We start from the raw sequence: 21877 nt of genomic DNA, 5'->3' as shown, positions 1-21877 counted from the left end.
TCGAGCCGCTGTCCCATGTCCGTGGGGTGGCGGCATGACCCGGAGAACCTCATAAATGAAGGTCAAGCCGAGCGTCAAGAAGATCTGCGACAAGTGCAAGGTGATCCGCCGTCACGGCAGGGTCATGGTCATCTGCGACAACCTGCGCCACAAGCAGCGCCAGGGCTGAAGCAACCAGGGCCGCGAGCCTTCGCACAGATCGCACTCTTCGCGCGACGCAAGTGAAAAGTACATACGCAGACACCCGACCCCCCGCCTGGTAATTCTTGTCGGTGGGGACGACACCCCCGGTCGGAGGCCGGGGACCTTGCACGTACGACGCGTACGGACAGGGGACGGTGCTGTGGCAGACCTCCGCAAAGCAATCAGGAGCCCAAGGAATGGCACGCCTCGCAGGCGTCGACCTCCCGCGCGAGAAGCGCGTCGAGGTCGCCCTCACCTACGTCTTCGGCATCGGTCGCACCCTTGCCCAGCAGGCCCTGGGTGAGACCGGCGTCAACCCCGACACCCGGGTGCGGGATCTGACTGAGGAAGACCTCATCAAGATCCGCGACTACGTGGACAACAATCTCCGGGTCGAGGGCGACCTCCGCCGTGAGATCCAGGCCGACATCCGCCGCAAGGTCGAGATCGGCTGCTACGAGGGCCTGCGGCACCGCCGCGGTCTCCCCGTCCACGGTCAGCGCACCAAGACCAACGCCCGCACCCGCAAGGGCCCGCGCCGCGCGATCGCCGGCAAGAAGAAGCCGGGCAAGAAGTAGTCCGCACCGGACACGCTGCAGCGGTCCGTGTTGCAGGACCGACGACCTCCACAGGAGTAAATCCATATGCCTCCGAAGGGCCGTACGGCCGGCGCCAAGAAGGTGCGCCGCAAGGACAAGAAGAACGTCCCCGCCGGGCACGCTCACATCAAGAGCACGTTCAACAACACCATCGTTTCGATCACCGACCCGACCGGCAACGTGATCTCCTGGGCCTCCGCCGGCCACGTCGGCTTCAAGGGTTCCCGGAAGTCGACGCCGTTCGCTGCGCAGATGGCCGCCGAGAACGCCGCTCGCCGTGCTCAGGAGCACGGCATGCGCAAGGTCGACGTCTTCGTGAAGGGTCCCGGCTCCGGCCGTGAGACCGCGATCCGTTCCCTCCAGGCCACCGGTCTCGAGGTCGGATCGATCCAGGACGTGACCCCGACCCCGCACAACGGCTGCCGCCCGCCCAAGCGCCGCCGAGTCTGACCAGCTGAAACAGGAGAACTGAGACAATGGCGCGTTACACCGGGGCCGACTGCAAGCGTTGCCGTCGGGAGAAGCAGAAGCTCTTCCTCAAGGGGAGCAAGTGCGAGAGCGCGAAGTGCCCGATCGAGATCCGTCCTTACCCCCCGGGTGAGCACGGTCGCGGGCGCACCAAGGACTCCGAGTACCTGCTGCAGAAGCGCGAGAAGCAGAAGGCAGCTCGTATCTACGGCGTCCTGGAGAAGCAGTTCCGCGGGTACTACAACGAGGCCAACCGCCTCCAGGGCAAGACAGGTGACAACCTGCTGCGCATCCTGGAGACCCGTCTGGACAACGTGGTCTACCGGGCCGGCTTCGCCAAGTCCCGTGACCACGCCCGTCAGCTGGTCCGGCACGGGCACATCACGGTCAACGGCCGCAAGACCGACATCCCGTCGGCGCGCGTGTCCGTCAACGACATCGTCGAGGTCCGCGAGGCCTCCCGTAACCTGACGCCTTTCCAGGTGGCGGCTGCGGAGGCCGGCGAGAAGACGGTTCCGGCCTGGCTGGAGTCCCTCCCCTCGAAGATGCGGATCCTCATCCACTCGCTGCCCGAGCGCCAGGTGATCGACACCCAGGTGCAGGAGCAGCTGATCGTCGAGCTGTACTCGAAGTAGTCGGAGTACGCCCGGCTGCTGCCCGTCGAGTTCTGCTCGGCGATGCAGCGGTTCAACCGGGGTGGGTGGTACGGCACTCGAACGTGCCGTGCCGCCCGTACCCTGTCAGTACGGCATCAAATAGCGGTTGCCGAAGACTGGAGGCATCACCACATGCTGATCGCTCAGCGCCCGTCCCTGACCGAAGAGGTCGTCGACGAATTCCGCTCACGGTTCGTGATCGAGCCGCTGGAGCCTGGTTTCGGCTACACCCTCGGTAACTCACTGCGTCGCACGCTCCTCTCCTCGATCCCCGGAGCGGCTGTCACCAGCATCCGGATCGACGGTGTCCTGCACGAGTTCTCGACCGTGCCGGGCGTCAAGGAGGACGTCACCGACCTCATTCTCAACATCAAGTCCCTCGTCGTCTCCTCGGAGCACGACGAGCCGGTCGTGATGTACCTGCGCAAGCAGGGCCCCGGCCTGGTCACCGCCGCGGACATCGCCCCGCCGGCCGGTGTCGAGGTGCACAACCCCGACCTGGTCCTCGCGACGCTCAACGGCAAGGGCAAGCTGGAGATGGAGCTGACGGTCGAGCGCGGCCGCGGCTACGTCTCCGCCGTGCAGAACAAGCAGATGGGCCAGGAGATCGGGCGCATTCCGGTCGACTCCATCTACTCGCCCGTGCTCAAGGTCACGTACAAGGTCGAGGCGACCCGTGTCGAGCAGCGCACCGACTTCGACAAGCTGATCGTCGACGTCGAGACCAAGCAGGCCATGCGGCCGCGGGACGCCATGGCCTCGGCCGGCAAGACCCTGGTCGAGCTGTTCGGCCTGGCCCGCGAGCTGAACGTCGACGCCGAGGGCATCGACATGGGCCCGTCCCCGACGGACGCCGCGCTGGCCGCCGATCTGGCGCTGCCGATCGAGGAGCTGGAACTCACGGTCCGCTCGTACAACTGCCTGAAGCGTGAGGGCATCCACTCCGTGGGTGAGCTCGTGGCGCGTTCCGAGGCGGACCTGCTCGACATCCGCAATTTCGGCGCCAAGTCGATCGACGAGGTCAAGGCGAAGCTGGCCGGCATGGGCCTGGCCCTGAAGGACAGCCCGCCCGGATTCGACCCGACGGCCGCCGCCGACGCCTTCGGCGCGGACGACGACGCGGACGCCGGTTTCGTCGAGACCGAGCAGTACTGAGCCTCGACGAGCGGTTCTGATCTGCGGGGTCCGTCTGCGGGCCCCGTCGCCCCGGCCGGGAATCCGCCCGGCCGGGCTCCCCTCGGCCCTGGCGGGCCTGGGGGTAACCCGATCCGGTACCTGATACGGCCGGAACTGCCACCGGTACCTGATACGGCCGGTGCAGGGACACCGAAGGAGAAGCACGATGCCGAAGCCCACCAAGGGTGCCCGCATGGGTGGCGGCGCCGCCCACCAGAAGGCGATGCTGGCGAACCTCGCCACGGACCTTTTCGAGTACGGGCGCATCACCACCACCGAGGCGCGGGCCCGTCGGCTGCGCCCCGTCGCGGAGCGTCTGATCACCAAGGCGAAGAAGGGCGACCTTCACAACCGCCGTCAGGTCATGCGCACGGTCACGGACAAGAGCGTGGTCCACACCCTCTTCACCGAGATCGGTCCCCGCTACGAGAACCGGCCGGGCGGCTACACCCGCATCACCAAGATCGGTAACCGCCGTGGCGACAACGCTCCCATGGCTGTGATCGAGCTGGTGGAGGCCCTGACCGTGCAGCAGCAGGCTGTCGGCGAGGCCGAGGCCGCCACCAAGCGGACGGCGAAGGACAAGGAAGCGGCGGGCGACAAGGCCGCGGCCGACCTGAAGAAGGAATCCGCGGAGGAGTCCGAGGCCGCCGAGGCCAAGGACGACAAGGCGGAGAAGGCCGAGAAGGCCGAGAAGGCTGCCAAGGCCAAGCCTGCGAAGGCCAAGGCTGAGAAGGCCAAGGACGACAAGACCGAGGGCGACGAGTCCGGGGCCGAGGAGTCCAAGGACGCCTGACGCTCGTGGAGCTCGTGAGCGGGCCCGTTCCCTTCGGGGAGCGGGCCTGTTCGTTCTTCACCGGGAGAGGAACGGAAGGACCGGCTGCGTGACGGACGTGACGGACGCGGTGGAGCCCGGCAAGGTACGGGCGCGACTCGACCTGAGCTATGACGGCAAGGGCTTCTCCGGCTGGGCCCGTCAGCGAGGCCGGCGGACGGTGCAGCAGGAGCTGGAGGACGCGATCCGCGTGGTGCTTCGCCTCGGGCAGCGGGACGAGGCCGTACCGGTGGATCTGACCGTCGCGGGCCGTACGGACGCCGGAGTGCACGCGCGGGGCCAGGTCGCCCACGTCGATCTGCCCGAGGACGTGTGGGCGGAGCACAACGGGCAGTTGCTGCGGCGCCTGGCGGGGCGGCTGCCGATGGACGTACGGGTGTGGCGGGCCGGTGCGGCGCCCGAGCACTTCAACGCCCGCTTCTCGGCGGTCTGGCGCCGCTACTCGTACCGCGTGAGCGACCATCCCGGTGGCGTCGACCCGCTGTTGCGCTCGCACGTGCTGTGGCACAACTGGCCGCTGGACGTCGATGCGATGAACGCCGCCGCCCGGCATCTGCTCGGCGAGCACGACTTCGCCGCGTACTGCAAGAAACGCGACGGCGCGACCACCGTCCGCACGCTGCAGCAGCTGCACTGGGTACGGCGCGAGGACGGGGTGCTGGAGGCGACCGTGAAGGCCGACGCCTTCTGCCACAACATGGTGCGCTCGCTGGTCGGAGCGATGCTCTTCGTCGGCGACGGGCACAGGCCGCCGGAGTGGCCCGGTGAGGTGCTGGCCGGGCAGATCCGGGACTCGGCGGTCCACGTCGTACGGCCGCACGGGCTGACCCTGGAAGAGGTCGGCTATCCGCCGGACGGCGAGCTCGAGGCGCGCAACCGGGCGGCGCGCAACCGGCGTTCACTGCCCGCGGGCGGCGGTGGCGTCCAGGGTGGCGCGGCTGCCGGGGCGGGCTGCCGCTGAACGCGCAGCTGCCGGATGCGCCGCTGCTGGACGGGCCGCGTTTCTCCGCCGCGCCGCCGGTCCGTCACTCGGGTGCGGCGCCCACTGCCTTCGCCGCCTGCTCCTTGCCCCGCTTGAGGATGCGGGCGTACGCGTACGTGGAACCGTCGCGGCCCGCCTGCTCCGCCTTCGAGTCGGCTGCGGTGGACGGCTTGCCGTTCGTGCGCCCCGCGATGGTGAAGTAGGCGTACCTGCCGTAGGAGTTGGCAGTCGTACGGCAGGTGACGGTGCGGCAGAAGTCGGGGACACCGCCGCCCTTCAGCGCGACGAGGTTCGGCTTGTACTGCTTCTTCACCTTGGTCGCCGTCCTCGCGTCGTCGAAGACCGCGATGCCCACCGTGACGGCCAGCCCGCGGTGTGTGTAGGTCGCGCGGAAGAGACTCTCGCAGTCGTTCTTGCTGAGGACCGGGCCGAGACCGGCGTGCGCCGCGTCCGTGCAGCCCTTGCTGGTGTCGGTCACAGCACGCTCGTACGGACGGCCGTTGATGGTGACGTTCTTGGAATTGAAGAGCGTGCCGACGTTGAGCGGGGCCTTGTCGCGCTTGGCGTCCGAGACGAAGTCGCGGGGTGGTGGCGGGGGCGGAGGCTCGTCCTTGAACGTCGGGTCGGGCTGGCCCGCGGTGCTCGACGGCAGGTCCTCGGGTGTGGGCAGCGTCTCTGACGGCTTGTCGGACGCGGTGCCTCCGCCGCCGCCCTCGTTCATCACCGCGACGGCGACGATGCCGGCGACGACCACCGTGGCCAGTGCTCCCGCGCCGGCGATCATCCAGCGGCGCCGCTTGGACCGCTCCCGTTCCGACTCGTCGGCGAGCGCAGCCCAGTCGGGAGTGGAAGAACCGCCCGGACCCTGGTCGGGTCCACCCTGCCCAAAGCTCATGGGCGCATCATATTCGGTTGGTTCCGGTGGTACGCCACCGCGAGAATCCGCCCATGGGACATCTTGAGGCGGCGCACGTCGAGTACTTCCTTCCGGACGGGAGGCCTCTGCTCTCGGACGTCTCGTTCCGGGTGGGGGACGAGGCCTCGGTTGCGCTCGTCGGCCCGAACGGGGCGGGGAAGACGACGCTGTTGCGGCTCGCCTCGGGTGAACTGCGCCCGGACAGCGGCACGGTGACGGTCAGCGGAGGGCTGGGCGTGATGCCGCAGTTCATCGGCGTCAGCACCGACAGCGACGATGAGCGGACTGTACGGGACCTGCTGGTGTCCGTCGCGCCGCACGCCATCCGTGAGACAGCGGAGGCGGTCGACGCCGCCGAGCTGGCGGTCATGGAGGCGCCTTCCGACGACGAGGCCGTTCAGCTGAGGTATGCGCAGGCGCTCGCCGACTGGGCCGAGGTACAGGGGTACGAGGCCGAGACCCTGTGGGACAAGTGCACAACGGCCGCACTCGGCATCCCGTACGAGAAGGCCCAGTGGCGCACGCTGAGCACGCTCTCCGGGGGTGAGCAGAAGCGGCTCGTGCTGGAGTCGCTGCTCCGCGGCAACGACGAGGTGCTGCTGCTGGACGAGCCGGACAACTATCTCGACGTCCCGGGCAAACGCTGGCTGGAGGAACGTCTCAACGACACCCGTAAGACGGTGCTGTTCATCTCTCACGACCGCGAACTGCTGGCGCGCGCGGCCGACAAGATCGTGAGCGTCGAGCCGAGCCCGGCCGGGAGTGACGTGTGGGTGCACGGCGGCGGGTTCGACCGCTACCACGAGGCGCGGCGGGAGCGGTTCGCGCGCTTCGAGGAACTGCGCCGCCGCTGGGACGAGAAGCGTGCGCAGCTGAAGAAGCTGGTGCAGGACATGCAGCGGTACGCCGCGCGCAGCGACGAGATGGCCTCTCGCTACCAGGCGGCGAAGACACGGCTGCGCAAGTTCGAGGAGGCCGGTCCGCCCCCGGAACCGCCGCGCGAGCAACGGATCGCGATGCGGCTGCGCGGCGGCCGTACGGGAGTGCGCGCCGTGACCTGCGAGGAGCTGGAGCTGACGGGGCTGATGAAGCCGTTCAGCCTGGAGGTCTTCTACGGGGAGAGGGTGGCGGTGCTCGGCTCGAACGGCTCCGGGAAATCGCACTTCCTGCGGCTGCTGGCCGGCGGCCCGGACGGGGAATCGGTGGCGCACACAGGCAGCTGGAAGCTCGGCGCACGTGTCGTGCCCGGGTACTTCGCGCAGACACACAACCGTCCCGAGCTGGCGGGACGCACGCTGCTGGACCTGCTGTGGAAGGAGCACGCCAAGGACAGGGGCGCGGCGATGTCCGCACTGCGCAGATACGAGATGACGGGCCAGGCCGAGCAGCCCTTCGACCGCCTCTCCGGAGGACAGCAGGCCCGCTTCCAGATCCTGCTGCTGGAGCTGGCGGGCACGACCGCACTGCTGCTGGACGAGCCGACGGACAACCTGGACCTGGAGTCGGCGGAGGCGTTGCAGGAGGGGCTGGAGGCCTACGAGGGCACCGTGCTGGCGGTGACGCACGACCGGTGGTTCGCGCGTTCCTTCGACCGCTTCCTGGTGTTCGGCGCGGACGGTGCCGTACGGGAGACGCCGGAGCCGGTGTGGCAGGAGGGGCGGGTGGCGCGGCGGCGCTGAGCGGTGGTCGGCGTGGTGCCGACGGGGTGCCGACGTGGTGTCGGCGTGGCCGCACGGGGGGCTTGGAGGAGCGAGGGCCTTCGAGCCCCGGGGGTCTTCGAGGAGCGTCCGCGGAAAGGGACTTGAGCCCTGTCACAGAGCGGGCCGGGCCGTTTTGACCCGTACGGGTGCGCCCCGGTAAGCTGCCGGTTCGTTGTGTGTATTGGCTTGCTCATTCTCACGTGGGAGGGCCTTGCACCCCGGCCCACCGGCCGATGACCAGCGATCAGCACACGCGGCCCGCGTCACCGTAGTGCGGTCAAGGCTGACGTGATCTGCCAGGTGGCCTTGTCAGGACCTTTCCCGTGGCCCTCCGGGGCTCAAGGGAGACGTCCCCCAGTCCTTAGCGGGCCTGGGGAGACCCCACCTAGAAGAAGCGAAGGCTACGACAGTGCGTACGTACAGCCCCAAGCCCGGCGATGTCCAGCGCCAGTGGCATGTCATCGACGCGCAGGACGTTGTCCTGGGCCGTCTGGCCACGCAGGCCGCCACCCTTCTCCGGGGCAAGCACAAGCCGGTGTACGCGCCTCATGTCGACACCGGTGACTTCGTCGTCATCATCAACGCCGACAAGGTGCACCTGTCCGGTAACAAGCGGACTCAGAAGATGGCCTACCGCCACTCCGGCTACCCGGGTGGTCTGCGGTCGGTCCGCTATGACGAGCTGCTGGAGAAGAACCCCGCGAAGGCCGTGGAGAAGGCCGTCAAGGGCATGCTCCCCAAGAACACCCTGGGCCGCCAGATGCTCTCGAAGCTGAAGGTGTACGCGGGCGACCAGCACCCGCACGGCGCCCAGAAGCCCGTGCCGTTCGAGATCAGCCAGGTCGCGCAGTAAGTCCGGCCACCTACCCGATACAGAGAGAAGTTGAGGAGAACCGTGGCCGAGACCACTGCTGAGACCCCCGTCGAGGGCGTCGAGGAGTACACGACCGAGACCCCCGAGGCGCCGGAGGAGTTCACCTCCGAGTCGCTCGCGTCCCGCTTCGGCGACCCGCAGCCGGCCGCCGGCACGGGGCGCCGCAAGAACGCCGTCGCCCGTGTCCGTATCGTCCCGGGCAGCGGCAAGTGGAAGATCAACGGTCGCACTCTTGAGGGTTACTTCCCCAACAAGGTGCACCAGCAGGAAGTCAACGAGCCCTTCAAGGTGCTCGAGCTGGACGACCGCTACGACATCGTCGCCCGTATCAACGGCGGCGGCATCTCGGGTCAGGCCGGAGCCCTTCGCCTCGGCGTGGCCCGTGCGCTGAACGAGGCGGACGCGGACAACAACCGCGGCCCGCTGAAGAAGGCCGGCTTCCTCACGCGTGACGCTCGCGCCGTCGAGCGCAAGAAGGCCGGTCTGAAGAAGGCACGTAAGGGCACGCAGTACAGCAAGCGCTGACGCGCCGTCCTGGCTGCGCTGCCCGGAGCAGCGATACGAACCGCCCCGGGGGTACGAAACCGTGCCCCCGGGGCGTTCGTCTATGAGGTTGCCGGCGGAAGGTGCCGAAGCAGTGGGCCCGGCCGCCGGGGGAGCGGCCGACCGGCGTCGGCCGCCGGGCATGCCACTCGAGCGCATTCGGTATACAACGTGTCGCGACGGGCACTTTTGCTGAGTGCGGGCGGCGTGTGAGCGTGCCGGGCACGGGGAGCGCGGCAGACGGGGCTGCGGCGGATACCTTGCACGGACGGGTACGGGCCCGGCGACGGGTTCGGACCTCCCGTACGGACCGGGTCGCGACCGGTTCGTGTCTGCCTCGTACGCGGCTCCCATGCGCCTCATATGCGGCTCGTATACAGCTCGTATCCGGTCGGGATCACCCCCTCGGCCCGGTACTCGGACTCGACTCGGACTCGGAGGAACCACCAGTGGGACGACTCTTCGGAACGGACGGTGTGCGCGGTGTCGCCAACGAGGGGCTGACCGCCGAGCTGGCGCTCGGCCTGTCGGTCTCCGCGGCACATGTGCTCGCTGAAGTGGGCTCGTTCGAGGGACACCGGCCGGTGGCCGTGGTCGGGCGGGACCCACGAGCGTCCGGGGAGTTCCTGGAGTCCGCCGTCGTCGCCGGTCTGGCGGGCGCCGGTGTCGATGTGCTGCGTGTGGGCGTACTGCCGACCCCGGCCGTCGCCTACCTGACCGGGTCCCTCGGCGCGGACCTCGGCGTGATGCTCTCCGCCAGCCACAACCCCATGCCCGACAACGGCATCAAGTTCTTCGCGCAGGGCGGCCACAAGCTCGCCGACGAGCTGGAGGACCGTATCGAGGCGCTCTATCACGAGCACGGCACGGGCCAGCCGTGGGCCCGCCCGACGGGCGCCGCGGTCGGCCGCGTCCGCGACTACGACGAGGGCTTCGACAACTACGTCGCCCATCTCGTCGGCGTACTGCCGAACCGGCTCGACGGGCTGAAGGTCGTCATCGACGGCGCCAACGGAGCCGCCTCACGGGTCTCCCCGGAGGCGTTCGCACGCGCCGGCGCCGAGGTCGTCACCATCGGCGCGGACCCGGACGGCCTCAACATCAATGACGGCTGCGGCTCGACCCACCTGGACGGTCTCTGCGCGGCGGTCGTGGAGCACGGCGCGGACCTCGGCGTCGCGCACGACGGCGACGCGGACCGCTGCCTGGCCGTCGACGCACAGGGCGAGGTGGTCGACGGCGACCAGATCCTCGCGGTGCTGGCGGTCGCCATGCGGGACGCGGACCGCCTGCGCAAGGACACCGTGGTGGCCACGGTCATGTCCAACCTCGGCTTCAGGCTGGCCATGGGCCGTGAGGGGATCGAGGTGCTCCAGACCGCGGTCGGCGACCGCTACGTACTGGAGGAGATGAAGCGCGGCGGGTACGCACTGGGCGGCGAGCAGTCCGGGCATGTGATCGTGCTCGATCACGCCACCACCGGCGACGGCACGCTGACGGGCCTGATGCTCGCAGCACGCGTGGCCGCGACCGGCAAGCCGCTCGCGGAGCTGGCGAGCGTCATGGAGCGGCTGCCGCAGGTGCTGATCAACGTGCGGGACGTGGACAGGAGCCGGGTGGAGACCTCCGGGGAGCTCGCCGCGGCCGTCAACGACGCGGAACGGGAGCTGGGCGGTACGGGCAGGGTCCTGCTCCGCTCGTCCGGCACCGAGCCGCTGGTGCGGGTCATGGTGGAGGCCGCGGACAGCGAGCAGGCCGAGTCCGTGGCGGGCCGGCTGGCCGACGTCGTGAAGAGCTCGCTCGGCTGAGGCAGGGCGCTGCGGCCAGAGGGCAGGGGCCGGGGCCGGGCGACGGCCAGGGTCTGCCGGCCGGAGGGCCGGAGGGCCAGAGCCAGACCGGCCCGGCCAGACCGCCCGGCCCGGCCCGGCTCTCACAGTTTGCGCAGCGAGAGCCGCTCGACCTTGTGGTCCGCCCCCTTGTGCAACTGCAGCGTCGCGCGCCCGCGTGTGGGCGCGATGTTCTGCCGCAGATTGGGCTCGTTGATGGTGTGCCACGTGCGGCGCGCGTAATCGAGCGCCTCTTCCTCAGTCACCTGCGTGTAGCGGTGGAAGTAGGAGCGCGGGTTCTGGAACGCGGTCTCGCGCAGCGCGCGGAAGCGGTTCAGATACCACGCCTCGATGTCGCTCGTACGGGCGTCGACGTAGACGGAGAAGTCGAAGTAGTCGGCGAGGGCGAGCCGGGTGCGGCCGTCCTTGCCGGGCAGCGCGGGCTGCAGCACGTTCAGTCCTTCGACGATCAGAATGTCGGGGCGCTGCACCGTCAGCCGCTCCCCGGGGACCCGGTCGTAGATGAGGTGCGAGTAGACGGGCGCGGTCACCTCCGGCCTGCCGGACTTGACGTCGGCGACGAACCTCGTGAGCGCACGGCGGTCGTACGACTCGGGGAAGCCCTTGCGCGACATCAGCCCGCGCTCCTGCAGCTCTGCCGTGGGGAGCAGGAAGCCGTCGGTGGTGACGAGTTCGACCCGGGGGTGCTCCGGCCAGCGGGCGAGGAGCGCCCGCAGCAGCCGGGAGACCGTGGACTTGCCGACCGCGACACTGCCGGCGACGCCGATCACGAAGGGCGTGCCGTGCTGTCCGCCGATCACGAAGGGCGTGCCGTGCTGTCCGCCGTTCCCTTCGTCTCCTCCCGACTCCGCCCCCGGGCGGTGCCCCCAGTCGCTGAGGAACGTGTTCACCGCGTCACGCAGGCCTTGCGTCGCGGCGACGTAGAGGTTGAGCAGCCGGGAGAGCGGCAGGAAGACCTCGCGCACCTCGTCGAGGTCGACGACGTCGCCGAGGCCGCGCAGCTCCTCGACCTCGGCGGCGGTCAGGGGCAGCGGCGTGCGCTCGCGCAGCGCGCTCCATTCGGCGCGTGAGAGTTCGACGTAAGGCTTGGCCGGCACGTGACCATTCTGCGCCGCGGCCGGTGGCCGGGAGCCGCCGGGGAGGAGCCGGAACGGGACCGCCGAGGGTTGGCGGAGGGATGGCCGAAGGGACGGGGGAGACACATACGAACCCTGCGTGAAAATGGGATGTGCAGACGGTGTACGACCGGTGGGGTTTGCCGCTACGTTTCGCGTCATGTCCCTCCGCATCGGCCGTATGAGCCGCAAATACCGCATGCGAAGACGACCCGCCCTGCTCGTGTCACCGCCGGACCGGGACTTCGCCGCCCGCATACAGAGCGATCTGGCGCTGGACGATCTGCCTGATGAGGACCTCGCCGAGGATCTCTCCGAGAGCCTCGACATGTATGTCCTGGGCAGCAAGCCGCGCTGCGAGGAAGCCGAATATCTGGAACTGGTCGAGGACGCCATAGAGCGCATGGCCCGCGGCCGCTGAACGCACGCCGGCGCGCTCGGCTGCGCCGGTGCCCGTGCCCGTGCCCGGTGCCCGGTGCCCCGCGCCCGGCGCACGTCGGCGCCCGGCCGGGGACACGTTCTAGGGTGCTCGCATGTGCGGAATCGTTGCGTACGCGGGAGGGCGTTCCGCCCTCGGTGTCCTGCTCGGCGGACTGCCCCTGCTCGAGCACCCGGACTACGACTCCGCGGGGCTCGCCCTGCTCGTCGACGGCGGACTGGCCGCGGCGAAGAAGGCGGGGACGCTCGACGACCTGCGGCGGGAGCTGAGGCTGCGTCCGCTCCCCGCCGCGACGACCGGGATCGGGCACGTCCGCCGAGCCACGCACGGGCCGCCCACGGATCTCAACGCACACCCGCACCTGGACGGTTCGGGCCGCGTGGCGGTCGTACAGAACGGGGACATCGCGGACCGCAGGCGGCTCCGGGACGAACTGGCCGCCCGCGGGCATGAGTTGGTGTCGGAGACGGACACCGAGGCGGCCGCGCATCTGCTCGCCGGGCACTACTCGTCCTGCGGCGACCCGGCCGAGGCGATGCGTCAGGTCTGCCGGCAGCTCACCGGCAGCTTCGCGCTGGTGGCGGTGCACGCCGACGAGCCGGACGTGATCGTGGGCGGGTGCCGCGGTCTGCCGCTCACCGTGGGAACCGGTGACGGCGAGACGTTCCTGGCATCGGACGCCGCGGCCTTCGCGCCGCACACCCGCGAGGCCGCCGCGGTCGGCGACGACCGAGTGGTGACGGTGCGTCCGGAGGGCGCGTGGATCACGGACCTGGACGGGGTGCCGGTGGATCCGCACCCGTACGAGGTGCGGCCCGGCCCCCGCAGCGGGCGGGGCGAGGACGAGGTCGTCGGGGGTTCCAGGTGATCGTGGGGGTCGGCATCGACGTCGCCGAGGTCGACCGGTTCAAGCAGGCGCTGGAGCGCACCCCCACGCTGGCCGGACGGCTCTTCGTCGACGCCGAGCTGTGGCTGCCCAGCGGCGAGCGGCGGGGTGTGGCCTCCCTGGCCGCCCGCTTCGCCGCGAAGGAGGCGCTGGCCAAGGCGCTCGGGGCGCCAGGGGGTCTGAGCTGGACGGACGCGGAAGTCGTACAGGCCGACTCGGGACAGCCGTCGCTGACGGTACGGGGCACGGTGGCGGCGCGCGCCGGGGCGCTGGGGGTACGGGGGTGGCATCTCTCGCTGTCGCACGACGCGGGCATCGCATCCGCCGTGGTGATCGCGGAGGGGTAGGGCCCCGGGCCGTGAGTCCGCCGGGGGTGAGCCCTCGTCACGTTCGTGTGGTCGGCCCTGCTGGTGCGCCGTCAGACTGGTGGCATGAGGACTGCGTACAGCGTGGAGACCGTACGGGCCGCCGAGCGCGAACTGATGGAGCGCCTGCCCCCCGGTGTGCTGATGCAGCGCGCGGCGGCCGGCCTGGCGGCCGCGTGCTCGGGGCTTCTCGGACGGACGTACGGCAGCCGCGTCGTGCTCCTCGTCGGCAGCGGCGACAACGGCGGCGACGCTCTCTTCGCGGGCGCCCGCCTCGCCCGGCGCGGGGCAGGCGTCACCGCCGTACTGCTGTCGCCCGAGCGGGTCCACGAGGGCGGGCTCGCAGCGCTGCGTGCCGCGGGCGGCCGGGTGCAGGCGGCGCCCGGGGCGGTCGTGGAGGGCGCGCCCGTCCCCGTAGAGCCGGTCGTCGCGCGCGCGGACCTCGTCGTGGACGGCATCGTGGGGATCGGCGGCAAGGGCGGGCTGCGGCCGGCGGCCGTGGAGCTGGCGGAGCTGGTGGAGCGGGTACGCGCGCCGGTCGTGAGCGTGGATCTGCCCAGCGGCGTCGACGCGGACACCGGCGAGGTACCGGGCGTGGCGGTACGGGCGGACGCGACGGTGACGTTCGGCGCGTACAAGCCGGGGCTGCTGCTGGATCCGGCGCGGGAGTACGCCGGGGCGCTGCGCCTGGTCGACATCGGGCTGGGGCCGTTCCTGGGCGGCGGTCCTGCGGCGGAGGCGCTCCAGCACGCCGATGTGAACGCGCTGCTGCCCCGCCCGGGTGCGGAGAGCGACAAGTACAGGCGTGGTGTGGTCGGCGTCGTCGCCGGGTCGGCGCGCTACCCCGGGGCGGCCGTGCTCACCGTCTCGGGTGCGCTGCGGGGCGGCGCCGGAGCCGTGCGTTACGTGGGCCCCGCGGCGGACGCGGTGATCGCCCGTCACCCCGAGGCCCTGGTGTCCACAGGTCCGCCGAGCAAGGCCGGCCGGGTGCAGGCCTGGTCGGTCGGCTCGGGTCTGGGCGAGGACCGGGACCGGCTGGAGGACGTACTGGCCGCCCCGGTGCCGGTGCTCATCGACGCCGACGGACTGCGTCTCGCGGACGAGCAGGCGCTGCGGGCCCGTACGGCACCCACGGTGCTGACCCCGCACGCAGGAGAGGCCGCCGCACTGCTCGGCTGGGAGCGCGGCGAGGTCGAGGCGCGCCGCCTCGCCGCCGTACGGGAACTCGCGCAGCGCACTGGCGCGACGGTGCTGCTGAAGGGCTCGACGACTCTCGTGGCGGGACCAGGCGGCGTGCGCGTCAACCCGACGGGCAGCGGCTGGCTGGCCACCGCCGGGACCGGGGATGTGCTCTCGGGGCTGATCGGTTCGCTGCTGGCAGGCGGACTGGAGGCGCTGGAGGCGGCGTCCGTGGGCGCGTATGTGCACGGAATGGCGGGCCGCCTCGCGCCGCGGCCCGCGGGTGCGTCCGATGTGGCGGAGGCGCTGACCGCGGCCTGGCGTGACCTGCTGCGGGACGATGCAGCGAGTACGGGCACGGACCCGGGCATCGGGACGGGGCCAGGCGGGGGCCCGGCGCAGGCGTGACGCGGTTCCGCCGCAGGCCCCCCGGCCCAGGCCGGCGGACGGAGTCAGCGGAGGCGCTTCTCGAAGAAGTGGTCGGCCCCGGCCACCGCCCAGCGATAGCCGGGGGAGTATCGCCGGGTCGGCCGTAGCGGCTGATGACTTCGTCGATGTACGCGCGGTGCAGGCGACGGCGTCATCGCTGCCGACGGCTTCGGGCGCGACTGCCCAGGTCCGGCCGGGCAAGCTCCTGCCATTTCCCGGGGGCCGCAAGCGGTTTTCCCGTGCGCGTCCCGCGAGCCCGGATGCTGCCGGGACGGCACGGAGAAAGGCCGTACCGGGGTGCCTGAGACACTGAGACCGTGAACGACCTCTCCAGCCCCACCGCTCTCCCGGCGCCACCCGGCACCGAGGCCCTCCGCGCCCGTGCCGAGATCGACCTCGCCGCCGTACGCGCCAACGTCCGCGCGCTGCGGGCCAGCGCGCCCCGCGCCGAGCTGATGGCCGTGGTGAAGTCCGGTGGATACGGGCACGGTGCCGTGCCCTGCGCCCGTGCCGCCCGCGCGGCGGGCGCGTCCTGGCTGGGGACCGCCACGCCTCAGGAGGCGCTGGCGCTGCGCGCCGCCGGTGACACCGGACGGCTGATGAGCTGGCTGTGGACCCCGGGCGGGCCCTGGCAGGAGGCGATCGAGGCAGACATCGACGTCTCGGCGAGCGCGCTGTGGGCGCTGGAGGAGATCGTCGCGGCGGCCCGCAGGAGCGGCCGCACCGCACGCGTACACCTCAAGGCCGACACCGGCCTGGGCCGCAGCGGCTGCCAGCCCGCCGACTGGCCGGACCTCGTCGCCGCCGCACGCGCCGCCGAGGCCGAGGGAGCGGTCCGCGTCACGGGCGTCTGGTCGCACTTCGCCTGCGCCGACGAGCCAGGTCACCCGGCCAACGCCGCGCAGCTCGACGCCTTCCGGGACGCGCTGAGGACCGCTGAGCGGGCCGGCCTCGACCCGGAGGTGCGGCACCACGCCAACTCGGCCGCGACGCTGACCCTTCCCGAGTCCCATTTCGACCTCGTACGGCCGGGGGTCTCCGTCTACGGGCTCTCGCCGTCCCCCGAGGTCGGGGTCGCGGCCGAGCTGGGACTGCGCCCGGCGATGACCCTGAGCGCCTCGCTCGCGCTGGTCAAGCAGGTCCCGGCGGGGCACGGGGTCAGCTACGGGCACGACTACCGCACCGCGGGCACCACCACCCTCGGCCTTGTGCCGCTGGGCTACGCGGACGGTGTGCCGCGGCACGCCTCCGGTACGGCGCCGGTGCTGGCCGCCGGCAAGTGGCGGACGGTGGCGGGGCGCGTGGCCATGGACCAGTTCGTGGTCGACCTCGGCGGCGACGCGGCCACCGCGGGAGACGAGGTCGTGCTCTTCGGGCCCGGCGACCGCGGCGAGCCGACCGCGGAGGACTGGGCGCGCGCGGCGGGGACCATCTCGTACGAGATCGTTACGCGTATCAGCGCCCGGGTATCACGGATCCATACGAACGAACGCGCGAATACGGGGGATTGAGCGGATGACAGCCGGGGTGGAGACCGAAGCGCTCGCGGACACCGCGGCCGGGATCGCAGAGGCGGTCTCCGGCGGTCACGGCGGTAGTGGCGGCGGTGCCCTCGGCGACGGCCCGTGGGGCCGCCGCGCCGGGCTGGCCGGGGCGGCGCTGGGACTGGTGGCGGCCGGCGTCGCCGTGGAGCGGCTCACGGTCAATCGCGGCGTACGTCGCAAGGCCCGCCTCGCTCTGGACGCCGCGGGGCCGTACGGCTCGCTGCGCGGCACCGTCGGCACCGCGTACGCGGAGGACGGCACGGAGCTGTACTTCGAGACGGACGAGCCCGAGGCGTACGAGGACGGCGCCCCTGACGGTGCCGCCGGTACCGCCGCGGGCACCGCTGCCGGTACCGGTTCCGGGGCCGGTTCCGGTCCCGCCCGCGACGGCCGCGCCACAGCCGCCCGTACCGCTGCCGCCGCGGCGGCCGGTGACGGTGTCGGCGGCCCGACCGTGGAGCCCGTGCGCATCGACGCCGGCGACGTCGGAGCCGCCGGTGCCGGGGACGGTGAAGGCGGTGCACGCGAAGGTGCCCGCCGTGGCCCCGGGGCGCGCGGCGGACACGCGCAGCCGGCGGCTCAGCCCTCGCCGCACCGCAACCGCCTGATGCGGCTGCTCAGACGCCGCCCCGTACAACGGTCCGGTGAGAAGCCGCAGCCGAAGGCCGGCCCCCCGCCGCCCACCGTCGTCTTCACCCACGGCTACTGCCTCAACCAGGACGTCTGGCACTTCCAGCGGGCCGCCCTGCGCGGCGCCGTACGCACCGTCTACTGGGACCAGCGCAGCCACGGACGCTCCGGCCGCGCCCCCGTCGGCGAGCCCGTGACGATCGACCGGCTCGGCCGCGACCTCAAGGCCGTGCTCGACGAGGCGGTTCCGGAGGGCCCCATCGTGCTCGTGGGCCATTCCATGGGCGGCATGACGGTGATGGCGCTCGCCGATCAGTACCCGGACTTCGTCGCCGAGCGCGTCACCGGCGTCGCCCTCGTCGACACCAGCGCGGGCGGCCTCGGCGAGGTGACGTACGGGCTGCCGCTCCCGTCGTTGGGCGTGAAGGCCGTACGCCGGGTGGTGCCCGGAGTGCTCAAGGCGATGGTCGCGCAGAGCGCGCTGATCGAACGGGGCCGCCGGGCGACCGCGGACCTCTTCGCCGGGCTGGTCAAGCGCTACTCCTTCGGCGACGTACGGAATGTCGACCCGGGGGTCGCGCGCTTCGCGGAGCGGCTGATCGAGTCGGTGCCGATCGACGTGGTCGCGGAGTTCTACCCGGCGTTCGAGGCGCATGAGAAGACGGCGGCGCTCACGGCGTTCGACGGTCGTCCCGCGCTGGTGCTCGCCGGGGACCGGGATCTGCTCACGCCGTACGCACACAGCGAAGCCATCGCCGCCGCGCTGCCCTCCGCCCGGCTGCTGATTCTGGAGAAGACCGGTCATCTGTCGATGCTGGAGCGCCCGCACGAGGTCAACGAAGCCCTGGCACAGCTGATCACCCGCGCCGTCACGGACGCCTGAGCGCGCGCCCCGGCGTACGCCGCCCCGCCCCGCCCCGCCCCGCCCCGCCCCGCCCCGAGCCGGCCGCGCCGGTCGTGCAGTCCCAGAGCCCGGGAGTCCCACGGGGGAGCGACGCAGCGCCCCGCCTCTCGCGCGTACCATCCGGACGCATGGAAGCACCACAGTCCCCGGCGGCGGCCGAGCCGATCGCCGTCCGGCGCACCGCGCTCGTCCCGACCCCCGAACGGATGCGGGAGGTGGGGCAGCGCATCGCCGGGCTTCTCGGCCCCGGTGATCTCGTACTGCTCACAGGCGAGCTGGGCGCGGGCAAGACCACACTCGCCCGTGGCATCGGCGCGGGGCTCGGCGTGCGCGGCTCCGTCACCTCGCCGACCTTCGTCATCGCACGCGTGCATCCGCCGCTCGGCGACGGGCCGCCGCTGGTGCACGTCGACGCGTACCGGCTGGGCGGGCGCGGGCTGGAGGAGATGGACGACCTCGATCTGGACGTGTCGCTGCCGGAGTCGGTGGTGATCGTGGAGTGGGGCGAGGGCAGGGTCGAGGAGCTCTCGGAGGACCGGCTCCACGTGGTGATCGAGCGCGAGACCGGTGCACCCACGGACGGGGGCGCGCACGTACGCACGGACGAAGGCGGCGAAGGCGGCGAAGGCGGTGTGGGTACCGAGGGCGGCGGCGGTGCGGACGACGAGCGGACCCTGACGGTGACCGGCGTCGGCGAGCGGTGGCGCGGGGTGGATCTGTCCGTCCTCGGGTGACCTCCCCGGCGGGCAGTCCGCACGGCCCGTACGTCCCGACAGGTTGTCGGCAAGATGTTGCACGGGCGGCGGCGGGCGTGGTCAGATGGTCGGGAGCGCGGGTTAGGTCTGCCTCACTTGACCCGCCCGCCCAGGAGCCACGGGAGGATCCCATGCCCGCCGAAGACCGAGCGCGGAAGCCCGGCGCGCTGCCGTCGGCTCCCGGGGAGACAGGCGTTTCGATGCGTGCCCTGCTGGCCTCGTGCGCTGCCGCGGACGCGGTCTCGACGCCGCCTTCGGACGTGGAGGGGTCTGCGCCGGAGGGCGAGTGCGCGAAGCCCGGCGACGACGACGCCGGGCCGGCCACCATGACTGGGCCGGCGGGAGCTCACCCGGGCCAGGACGCCGCCTGAGGCAAGCACCCCGATCGTCTGTACGGCCCGAACCGCCTCAGCGCCCGGTACGCCGGAGCTGTGCCTCGAAGCTGTGCCCCGGAGCTGTGCCCCGAAGCCGCGGCCCGTCCCGTAGACATGGGCCGCCGAGTCCTTCAGCGGACGACCACGACCTTCGTCCCGATCGTGGCGAACAGCCACATCGCCTCACCGTCCGCACGGCGTTCCCGGATCCCGCCGGTCTGCCGCACCGGGTCCGCGTCCGGCATCGACCCGTCGAGCGCGGCGCTGAACCCTATGGTCGTGCCCTGGCTCGTCGCGAAGCGCACCACGTTCTCGACGGGCACCCCGTCCGAGCCCGTGACGTGCGGCGCGCGGGATTCGACCTTGTACGTCCCAGGCTTCGGGTCGATGGAGCTCGGGGCCACGCGGAAGGTGCGCTTCACCTCCTGGTCGGGGCCCATCAGCCAGACCCTGTTCCGGTCCAGGTCGTAGACCACGCGCTCGCCCGCACCGGAGAACGCGGGGAGGTTGGTCTCCCGCTCCTTCTCCTCCTTCTCGCGATCCGAGAGCTCCCCGGAGCTGTCGGAACCGCTTGAGTCGGAGGCGCCCGCCTTCGCGCGGTCCTGCGCGGCGCTCGCCTGGTAGGTGAAGAAACCGACGACGGCGAGGGCCGCCGCCGTAAGCGCCGCCACGACCGCTCCCGCGCTGCTGCCACGTGCCACCGTGCGCCGCCCCTTCCCGATGTCCGCCGTCCCCGCGTCGACGGTAGCAGCAGGTGACGGGGCGACGGCCGGGATCGGGAGCGGGCGGTGCAGCGGGGCGTCCACGACCGTGGTGGCCGTACCCCGGTTCCACAGGCGCGAGTTGGAGATCGCGTCGAGCTTGTGTTCGCATTGGCCGATGAGCGCGCACCGACCCCCGACAAGTTCCACAGGGTGGACAAGGACGGCACCGAATCCTTACGAGGAGTTGGCCTCGCCGGACGCCCCGCCGGTCGCCCCGGACAGACCCAGCCCGTACGACGCGCTCGCGGCGGGCCACGGGCACGGCGGCGACGGCGGCGGTGACCACGGTCGCCACGGTGACCGCGGCGTCGGGCAGGGCGCCCGGCATGCCCGCACCCGCACCGGCCCGGACGGGCTCCCCGTCGCCGGCTCCGGCCTCTACGGCAGCCCGTACGACGGCTTCCGCGGCGAAGTGCACGGTGACGCGCATGGCGACGCGCACGGTGACGAGACGCAGGAAGAGGGCTTCCTCGGGCTGGCTCTGCGCTCCGAGTACGACGAGGCCCCCGAGGACCGCATGCCCTACCTCCGCGCGGTGCGCAGGCGCCGCCGTTCGCGGGCGCGCAGGACCGTCAAGGCCGCCGTCGCCGTCGTCGTCCTGCTGGCCTTCCTCGTCGTCGGCGACCGCTGGGCGGCCCTGTACGCCGAGAACAAGGCCGCCGGGAAGGTGAAGAGCGCGCTGAAGCTGCACGCCGAGCCGGAGGTGCACATCCGTGGCTTCCCGTTCCTGACGCAGCTCGCCGGCGGGCGGCTCGACCACGTCGACATCGCGGTCCCGGACGTCCCGGCGGGCCGGATATCCGTCGCGCAGGTGAAGGGGTCCGTCGACGACGTACGGATCGTGGGCGGCGCCCCGTCCTCCATCAAGGGAGCCGTGCTGGGCCGGCTGCAGGGCGACGTGCTGCTCGACTTCGACGATCTGGACCGCGAACTCGGCACATCCCAGGTGGACTTCACCGCGGGCTCGCGCAACTCCGTACTGGCGCACGGCGAGCTGCCCGTGGCGGGCAAGCGGGTCCAGGTGGGGGCGCGCGCCCATCTGCGCCGCACCGGCGACCACGGCGTCGGCACGACCGTCGACCGCATGCGGCTCAAGGTCCCCGGCCTGTTCTCCTACACCCCCGGCAAGGACGGCGGTCTGCGGCTGGCCCGGCCGGTCGCCGAGCGCATCAAGCGCGACGCGGCGGACGCGAAGGCGCTCTTCCGGGTCGGCTCGGTCGCCGAGCGGTTCGGGCTCACCCCGGAACGTGCCGCACAGGTACGGCAGAGCGAGACGGAGCTGCGCCGTACGACAGGCGCTCCGCGTTTCGTCGACAGACTCATGAAGATCAACATGCTGGACGTACTCCTGGAGCACCCCTCGTTGCTGAAGCGCATCGGCATCGACCCCGGCCTCATCGAGAGTCTGAAGAAGATCGAGGAGCCGAAGCTGGCGGAGAAGCTGTCGCTGTCGGTACGGCTGCCCGAGGTGCCCGGTGACGTGCGGCTGCGAGAGATCTCCGTCGAGAAGGACGGAATACGGGCACAGCTGACCGGCGCCGACATGCCCTTCGGCGACGGCGCGAAGCACATGCCGCAGGGACCGGCCGGTCAGCGCTGAAGCCCGCTCCCCGGGGCGGCGCCCTCGTGCGGGCCCGCCGGCCGCGGGTCGCGCGGACCACGCAAACCAAGCGACCACGCGGACGACGCGGACGACGCTGCTCACCCAGGTCAC

22 protein-coding genes and 1 pseudogene are annotated in these 21877 nt (G+C 71.6%); 20 read left to right on the top strand and 3 right to left on the bottom strand.

The features are described 5' to 3' along the window. Positions 1–55 precede the first annotated feature (55 nt). The 7 genes from rpmJ (at position 56) to truA (ending at position 4878) form a co-directional block, all read left to right on the top strand. Positions 56–169, top strand: coding sequence for a 50S ribosomal protein L36 (gene rpmJ, locus ACSMXX_RS11770; protein WP_003956441.1), 114 nt, complete (start codon positions 56–58; stop codon positions 167–169). 211 nt (positions 170–380) lie between these two features. Then, complete coding sequence (rpsM, locus tag ACSMXX_RS11765; RefSeq protein WP_473183981.1) at positions 381–761, top strand: 30S ribosomal protein S13; 381 nt, start codon at positions 381–383, stop codon at positions 759–761. A 66-nt stretch (positions 762–827) separates the two neighbouring features. Further along, entirely contained in the window at positions 828–1232 is a 405-nt protein-coding gene (rpsK, locus tag ACSMXX_RS11760; protein WP_028433270.1) for a 30S ribosomal protein S11, read from the top strand. A gap of 26 nt (positions 1233–1258) precedes the next feature. Continuing rightward, positions 1259–1885 carry a 30S ribosomal protein S4 gene (rpsD, locus tag ACSMXX_RS11755; RefSeq protein ID WP_473183980.1) on the top strand — a complete coding sequence of 209 codons (627 nt, stop codon included), beginning with the start codon at positions 1259–1261 and terminating at the stop codon, positions 1883–1885. Between the two features lie 153 nt (positions 1886–2038). Further along, positions 2039–3061: a DNA-directed RNA polymerase subunit alpha gene (locus ACSMXX_RS11750; RefSeq protein WP_070008937.1), complete on the top strand. Its 1023-nt coding sequence runs from the start codon at positions 2039–2041 to the stop codon at positions 3059–3061. Positions 3062–3248: 187 nt separating this feature from the next. Continuing rightward, complete coding sequence (rplQ, locus tag ACSMXX_RS11745; protein ID WP_473183979.1) at positions 3249–3878, top strand: 50S ribosomal protein L17; 630 nt, start codon at positions 3249–3251, stop codon at positions 3876–3878. A gap of 97 nt (positions 3879–3975) precedes the next feature. Next, entirely contained in the window at positions 3976–4878 is a 903-nt protein-coding gene (gene truA, locus ACSMXX_RS11740; protein WP_473184746.1) for a tRNA pseudouridine(38-40) synthase TruA, read from the top strand. A gap of 64 nt (positions 4879–4942) precedes the next feature. Here the strand turns inward: truA and ACSMXX_RS11735 are convergent, their stop codons facing one another. Beyond that, positions 4943–5794 (bottom strand): hypothetical protein, encoded by an 852-nt coding sequence (locus tag ACSMXX_RS11735; RefSeq protein ID WP_473183978.1) that lies wholly within the window; start codon positions 5792–5794, stop codon positions 4943–4945. 53 nt (positions 5795–5847) lie between these two features. Between ACSMXX_RS11735 and ACSMXX_RS11730 the strand changes: the two genes are divergently transcribed. The 4 genes from ACSMXX_RS11730 to glmM all read left to right on the top strand — a co-directional run bounded on the left by ACSMXX_RS11730 (position 5848) and on the right by glmM (position 10740). Next, on the top strand, positions 5848–7494 hold the full coding sequence (locus tag ACSMXX_RS11730; protein ID WP_473183977.1) for an ABC-F family ATP-binding cassette domain-containing protein: 1647 nt from the start codon (positions 5848–5850) through the stop codon (positions 7492–7494). 430 nt (positions 7495–7924) lie between these two features. Next, positions 7925–8368, top strand: a complete 444-nt coding sequence (rplM, locus tag ACSMXX_RS11725) for a 50S ribosomal protein L13 (RefSeq protein ID WP_473183976.1) — start codon at positions 7925–7927, stop codon at positions 8366–8368. 42 nt (positions 8369–8410) lie between these two features. Then, positions 8411–8914 (top strand): 30S ribosomal protein S9, encoded by a 504-nt coding sequence (gene rpsI / locus ACSMXX_RS11720; protein ID WP_070008943.1) that lies wholly within the window; start codon positions 8411–8413, stop codon positions 8912–8914. A gap of 467 nt (positions 8915–9381) precedes the next feature. After that, the gene (glmM, locus tag ACSMXX_RS11715; protein WP_473183975.1) at positions 9382–10740 is read left to right on the top strand and encodes a phosphoglucosamine mutase; all 1359 of its coding nucleotides are present in this window, start codon (positions 9382–9384) and stop codon (positions 10738–10740) included. 122 nt (positions 10741–10862) lie between these two features. On the opposite strand, the gene coaA is transcribed toward glmM, so the two are convergent. Beyond that, positions 10863–11876: a type I pantothenate kinase gene (gene coaA / locus ACSMXX_RS11710; protein WP_473183974.1), complete on the bottom strand. Its 1014-nt coding sequence runs from the start codon at positions 11874–11876 to the stop codon at positions 10863–10865. A 217-nt stretch (positions 11877–12093) separates the two neighbouring features. Here coaA and ACSMXX_RS11705 point away from each other — a divergent pair, with 217 nt between their 5' ends. The 8 genes and pseudogenes from ACSMXX_RS11705 to ACSMXX_RS11670 all read left to right on the top strand — a co-directional run bounded on the left by ACSMXX_RS11705 (position 12094) and on the right by ACSMXX_RS11670 (position 19396). After that, positions 12094–12315, top strand: a complete 222-nt coding sequence (locus ACSMXX_RS11705) for a hypothetical protein (protein WP_070008982.1) — start codon at positions 12094–12096, stop codon at positions 12313–12315. A 112-nt stretch (positions 12316–12427) separates the two neighbouring features. Then, positions 12428–13144, top strand: a pseudogene (locus ACSMXX_RS11700) (glutamine--fructose-6-phosphate aminotransferase); the annotation flags it as partial. Between the two features lie 53 nt (positions 13145–13197). Then, complete coding sequence (locus ACSMXX_RS11695) at positions 13198–13566, top strand: holo-ACP synthase (RefSeq protein WP_473183973.1); 369 nt, start codon at positions 13198–13200, stop codon at positions 13564–13566. Between the two features lie 84 nt (positions 13567–13650). Beyond that, the gene (locus tag ACSMXX_RS11690; protein ID WP_473183972.1) at positions 13651–15171 is read left to right on the top strand and encodes an NAD(P)H-hydrate dehydratase; all 1521 of its coding nucleotides are present in this window, start codon (positions 13651–13653) and stop codon (positions 15169–15171) included. Positions 15172–15509: 338 nt separating this feature from the next. Further along, the gene (gene alr, locus ACSMXX_RS11685) at positions 15510–16703 is read left to right on the top strand and encodes an alanine racemase (RefSeq protein ID WP_473183971.1); all 1194 of its coding nucleotides are present in this window, start codon (positions 15510–15512) and stop codon (positions 16701–16703) included. Between the two features lie 4 nt (positions 16704–16707). Beyond that, positions 16708–18249: an alpha/beta fold hydrolase gene (locus ACSMXX_RS11680; protein ID WP_473183970.1), complete on the top strand. Its 1542-nt coding sequence runs from the start codon at positions 16708–16710 to the stop codon at positions 18247–18249. Positions 18250–18398: 149 nt separating this feature from the next. Then, entirely contained in the window at positions 18399–19004 is a 606-nt protein-coding gene (tsaE, locus tag ACSMXX_RS11675) for a tRNA (adenosine(37)-N6)-threonylcarbamoyltransferase complex ATPase subunit type 1 TsaE (protein WP_473183969.1), read from the top strand. A gap of 152 nt (positions 19005–19156) precedes the next feature. Next, positions 19157–19396 carry a hypothetical protein gene (locus ACSMXX_RS11670; protein ID WP_473183968.1) on the top strand — a complete coding sequence of 80 codons (240 nt, stop codon included), beginning with the start codon at positions 19157–19159 and terminating at the stop codon, positions 19394–19396. Between the two features lie 134 nt (positions 19397–19530). Here ACSMXX_RS11670 and ACSMXX_RS11665 read toward each other — a convergent pair whose 3' ends face one another. After that, a complete protein-coding gene (locus ACSMXX_RS11665; RefSeq protein WP_473184745.1) occupies positions 19531–20100 on the bottom strand; it encodes a hypothetical protein in 570 nt (189 codons plus the stop codon). Positions 20101–20347: 247 nt separating this feature from the next. Here ACSMXX_RS11665 and ACSMXX_RS11660 point away from each other — a divergent pair, with 247 nt between their 5' ends. Continuing rightward, on the top strand, positions 20348–21763 hold the full coding sequence (locus ACSMXX_RS11660; protein WP_473183967.1) for an LmeA family phospholipid-binding protein: 1416 nt from the start codon (positions 20348–20350) through the stop codon (positions 21761–21763). Positions 21764–21877: the final 114 nt, after the last annotated feature.

The sequence above is a fragment of the Streptomyces sp. DSM 116795 genome, assembly GCF_055792905.1.
Note: the sequence above shows the minus strand (reverse complement) of the source record. Positions and strands in the feature narration are given on the sequence as shown.

Bases quoted from the DNA above. Each gene is read 5' to 3' on its own strand.
- rpmJ (WP_003956441.1), top strand. From the start codon at position 56: ATGAAGGTCAAGCCGAGCGTCAAGAAGATCTGCGACAAGTGCAAGGTG.
- rpsM (WP_473183981.1), top strand. From the start codon at position 381: ATGGCACGCCTCGCAGGCGTCGACCTCCCGCGCGAGAAGCGCGTCGAG.
- rpsK (WP_028433270.1), top strand. From the start codon at position 828: ATGCCTCCGAAGGGCCGTACGGCCGGCGCCAAGAAGGTGCGCCGCAAG.
- rpsD (WP_473183980.1), top strand. From the start codon at position 1,259: ATGGCGCGTTACACCGGGGCCGACTGCAAGCGTTGCCGTCGGGAGAAG.
- ACSMXX_RS11750 (WP_070008937.1), top strand. From the start codon at position 2,039: ATGCTGATCGCTCAGCGCCCGTCCCTGACCGAAGAGGTCGTCGACGAA.
- rplQ (WP_473183979.1), top strand. From the start codon at position 3,249: ATGCCGAAGCCCACCAAGGGTGCCCGCATGGGTGGCGGCGCCGCCCAC.
- ACSMXX_RS11735 (WP_473183978.1), bottom strand. From the start codon at position 5,794: ATGAGCTTTGGGCAGGGTGGACCCGACCAGGGTCCGGGCGGTTCTTCC.
- ACSMXX_RS11730 (WP_473183977.1), top strand. From the start codon at position 5,848: ATGGGACATCTTGAGGCGGCGCACGTCGAGTACTTCCTTCCGGACGGG.
- ACSMXX_RS11705 (WP_070008982.1), top strand. From the start codon at position 12,094: ATGCGAAGACGACCCGCCCTGCTCGTGTCACCGCCGGACCGGGACTTC.
- ACSMXX_RS11690 (WP_473183972.1), top strand. From the start codon at position 13,651: ATGAGGACTGCGTACAGCGTGGAGACCGTACGGGCCGCCGAGCGCGAA.
- ACSMXX_RS11680 (WP_473183970.1), top strand. From the start codon at position 16,708: ATGACAGCCGGGGTGGAGACCGAAGCGCTCGCGGACACCGCGGCCGGG.
- tsaE (WP_473183969.1), top strand. From the start codon at position 18,399: ATGGAAGCACCACAGTCCCCGGCGGCGGCCGAGCCGATCGCCGTCCGG.
- ACSMXX_RS11670 (WP_473183968.1), top strand. From the start codon at position 19,157: ATGCCCGCCGAAGACCGAGCGCGGAAGCCCGGCGCGCTGCCGTCGGCT.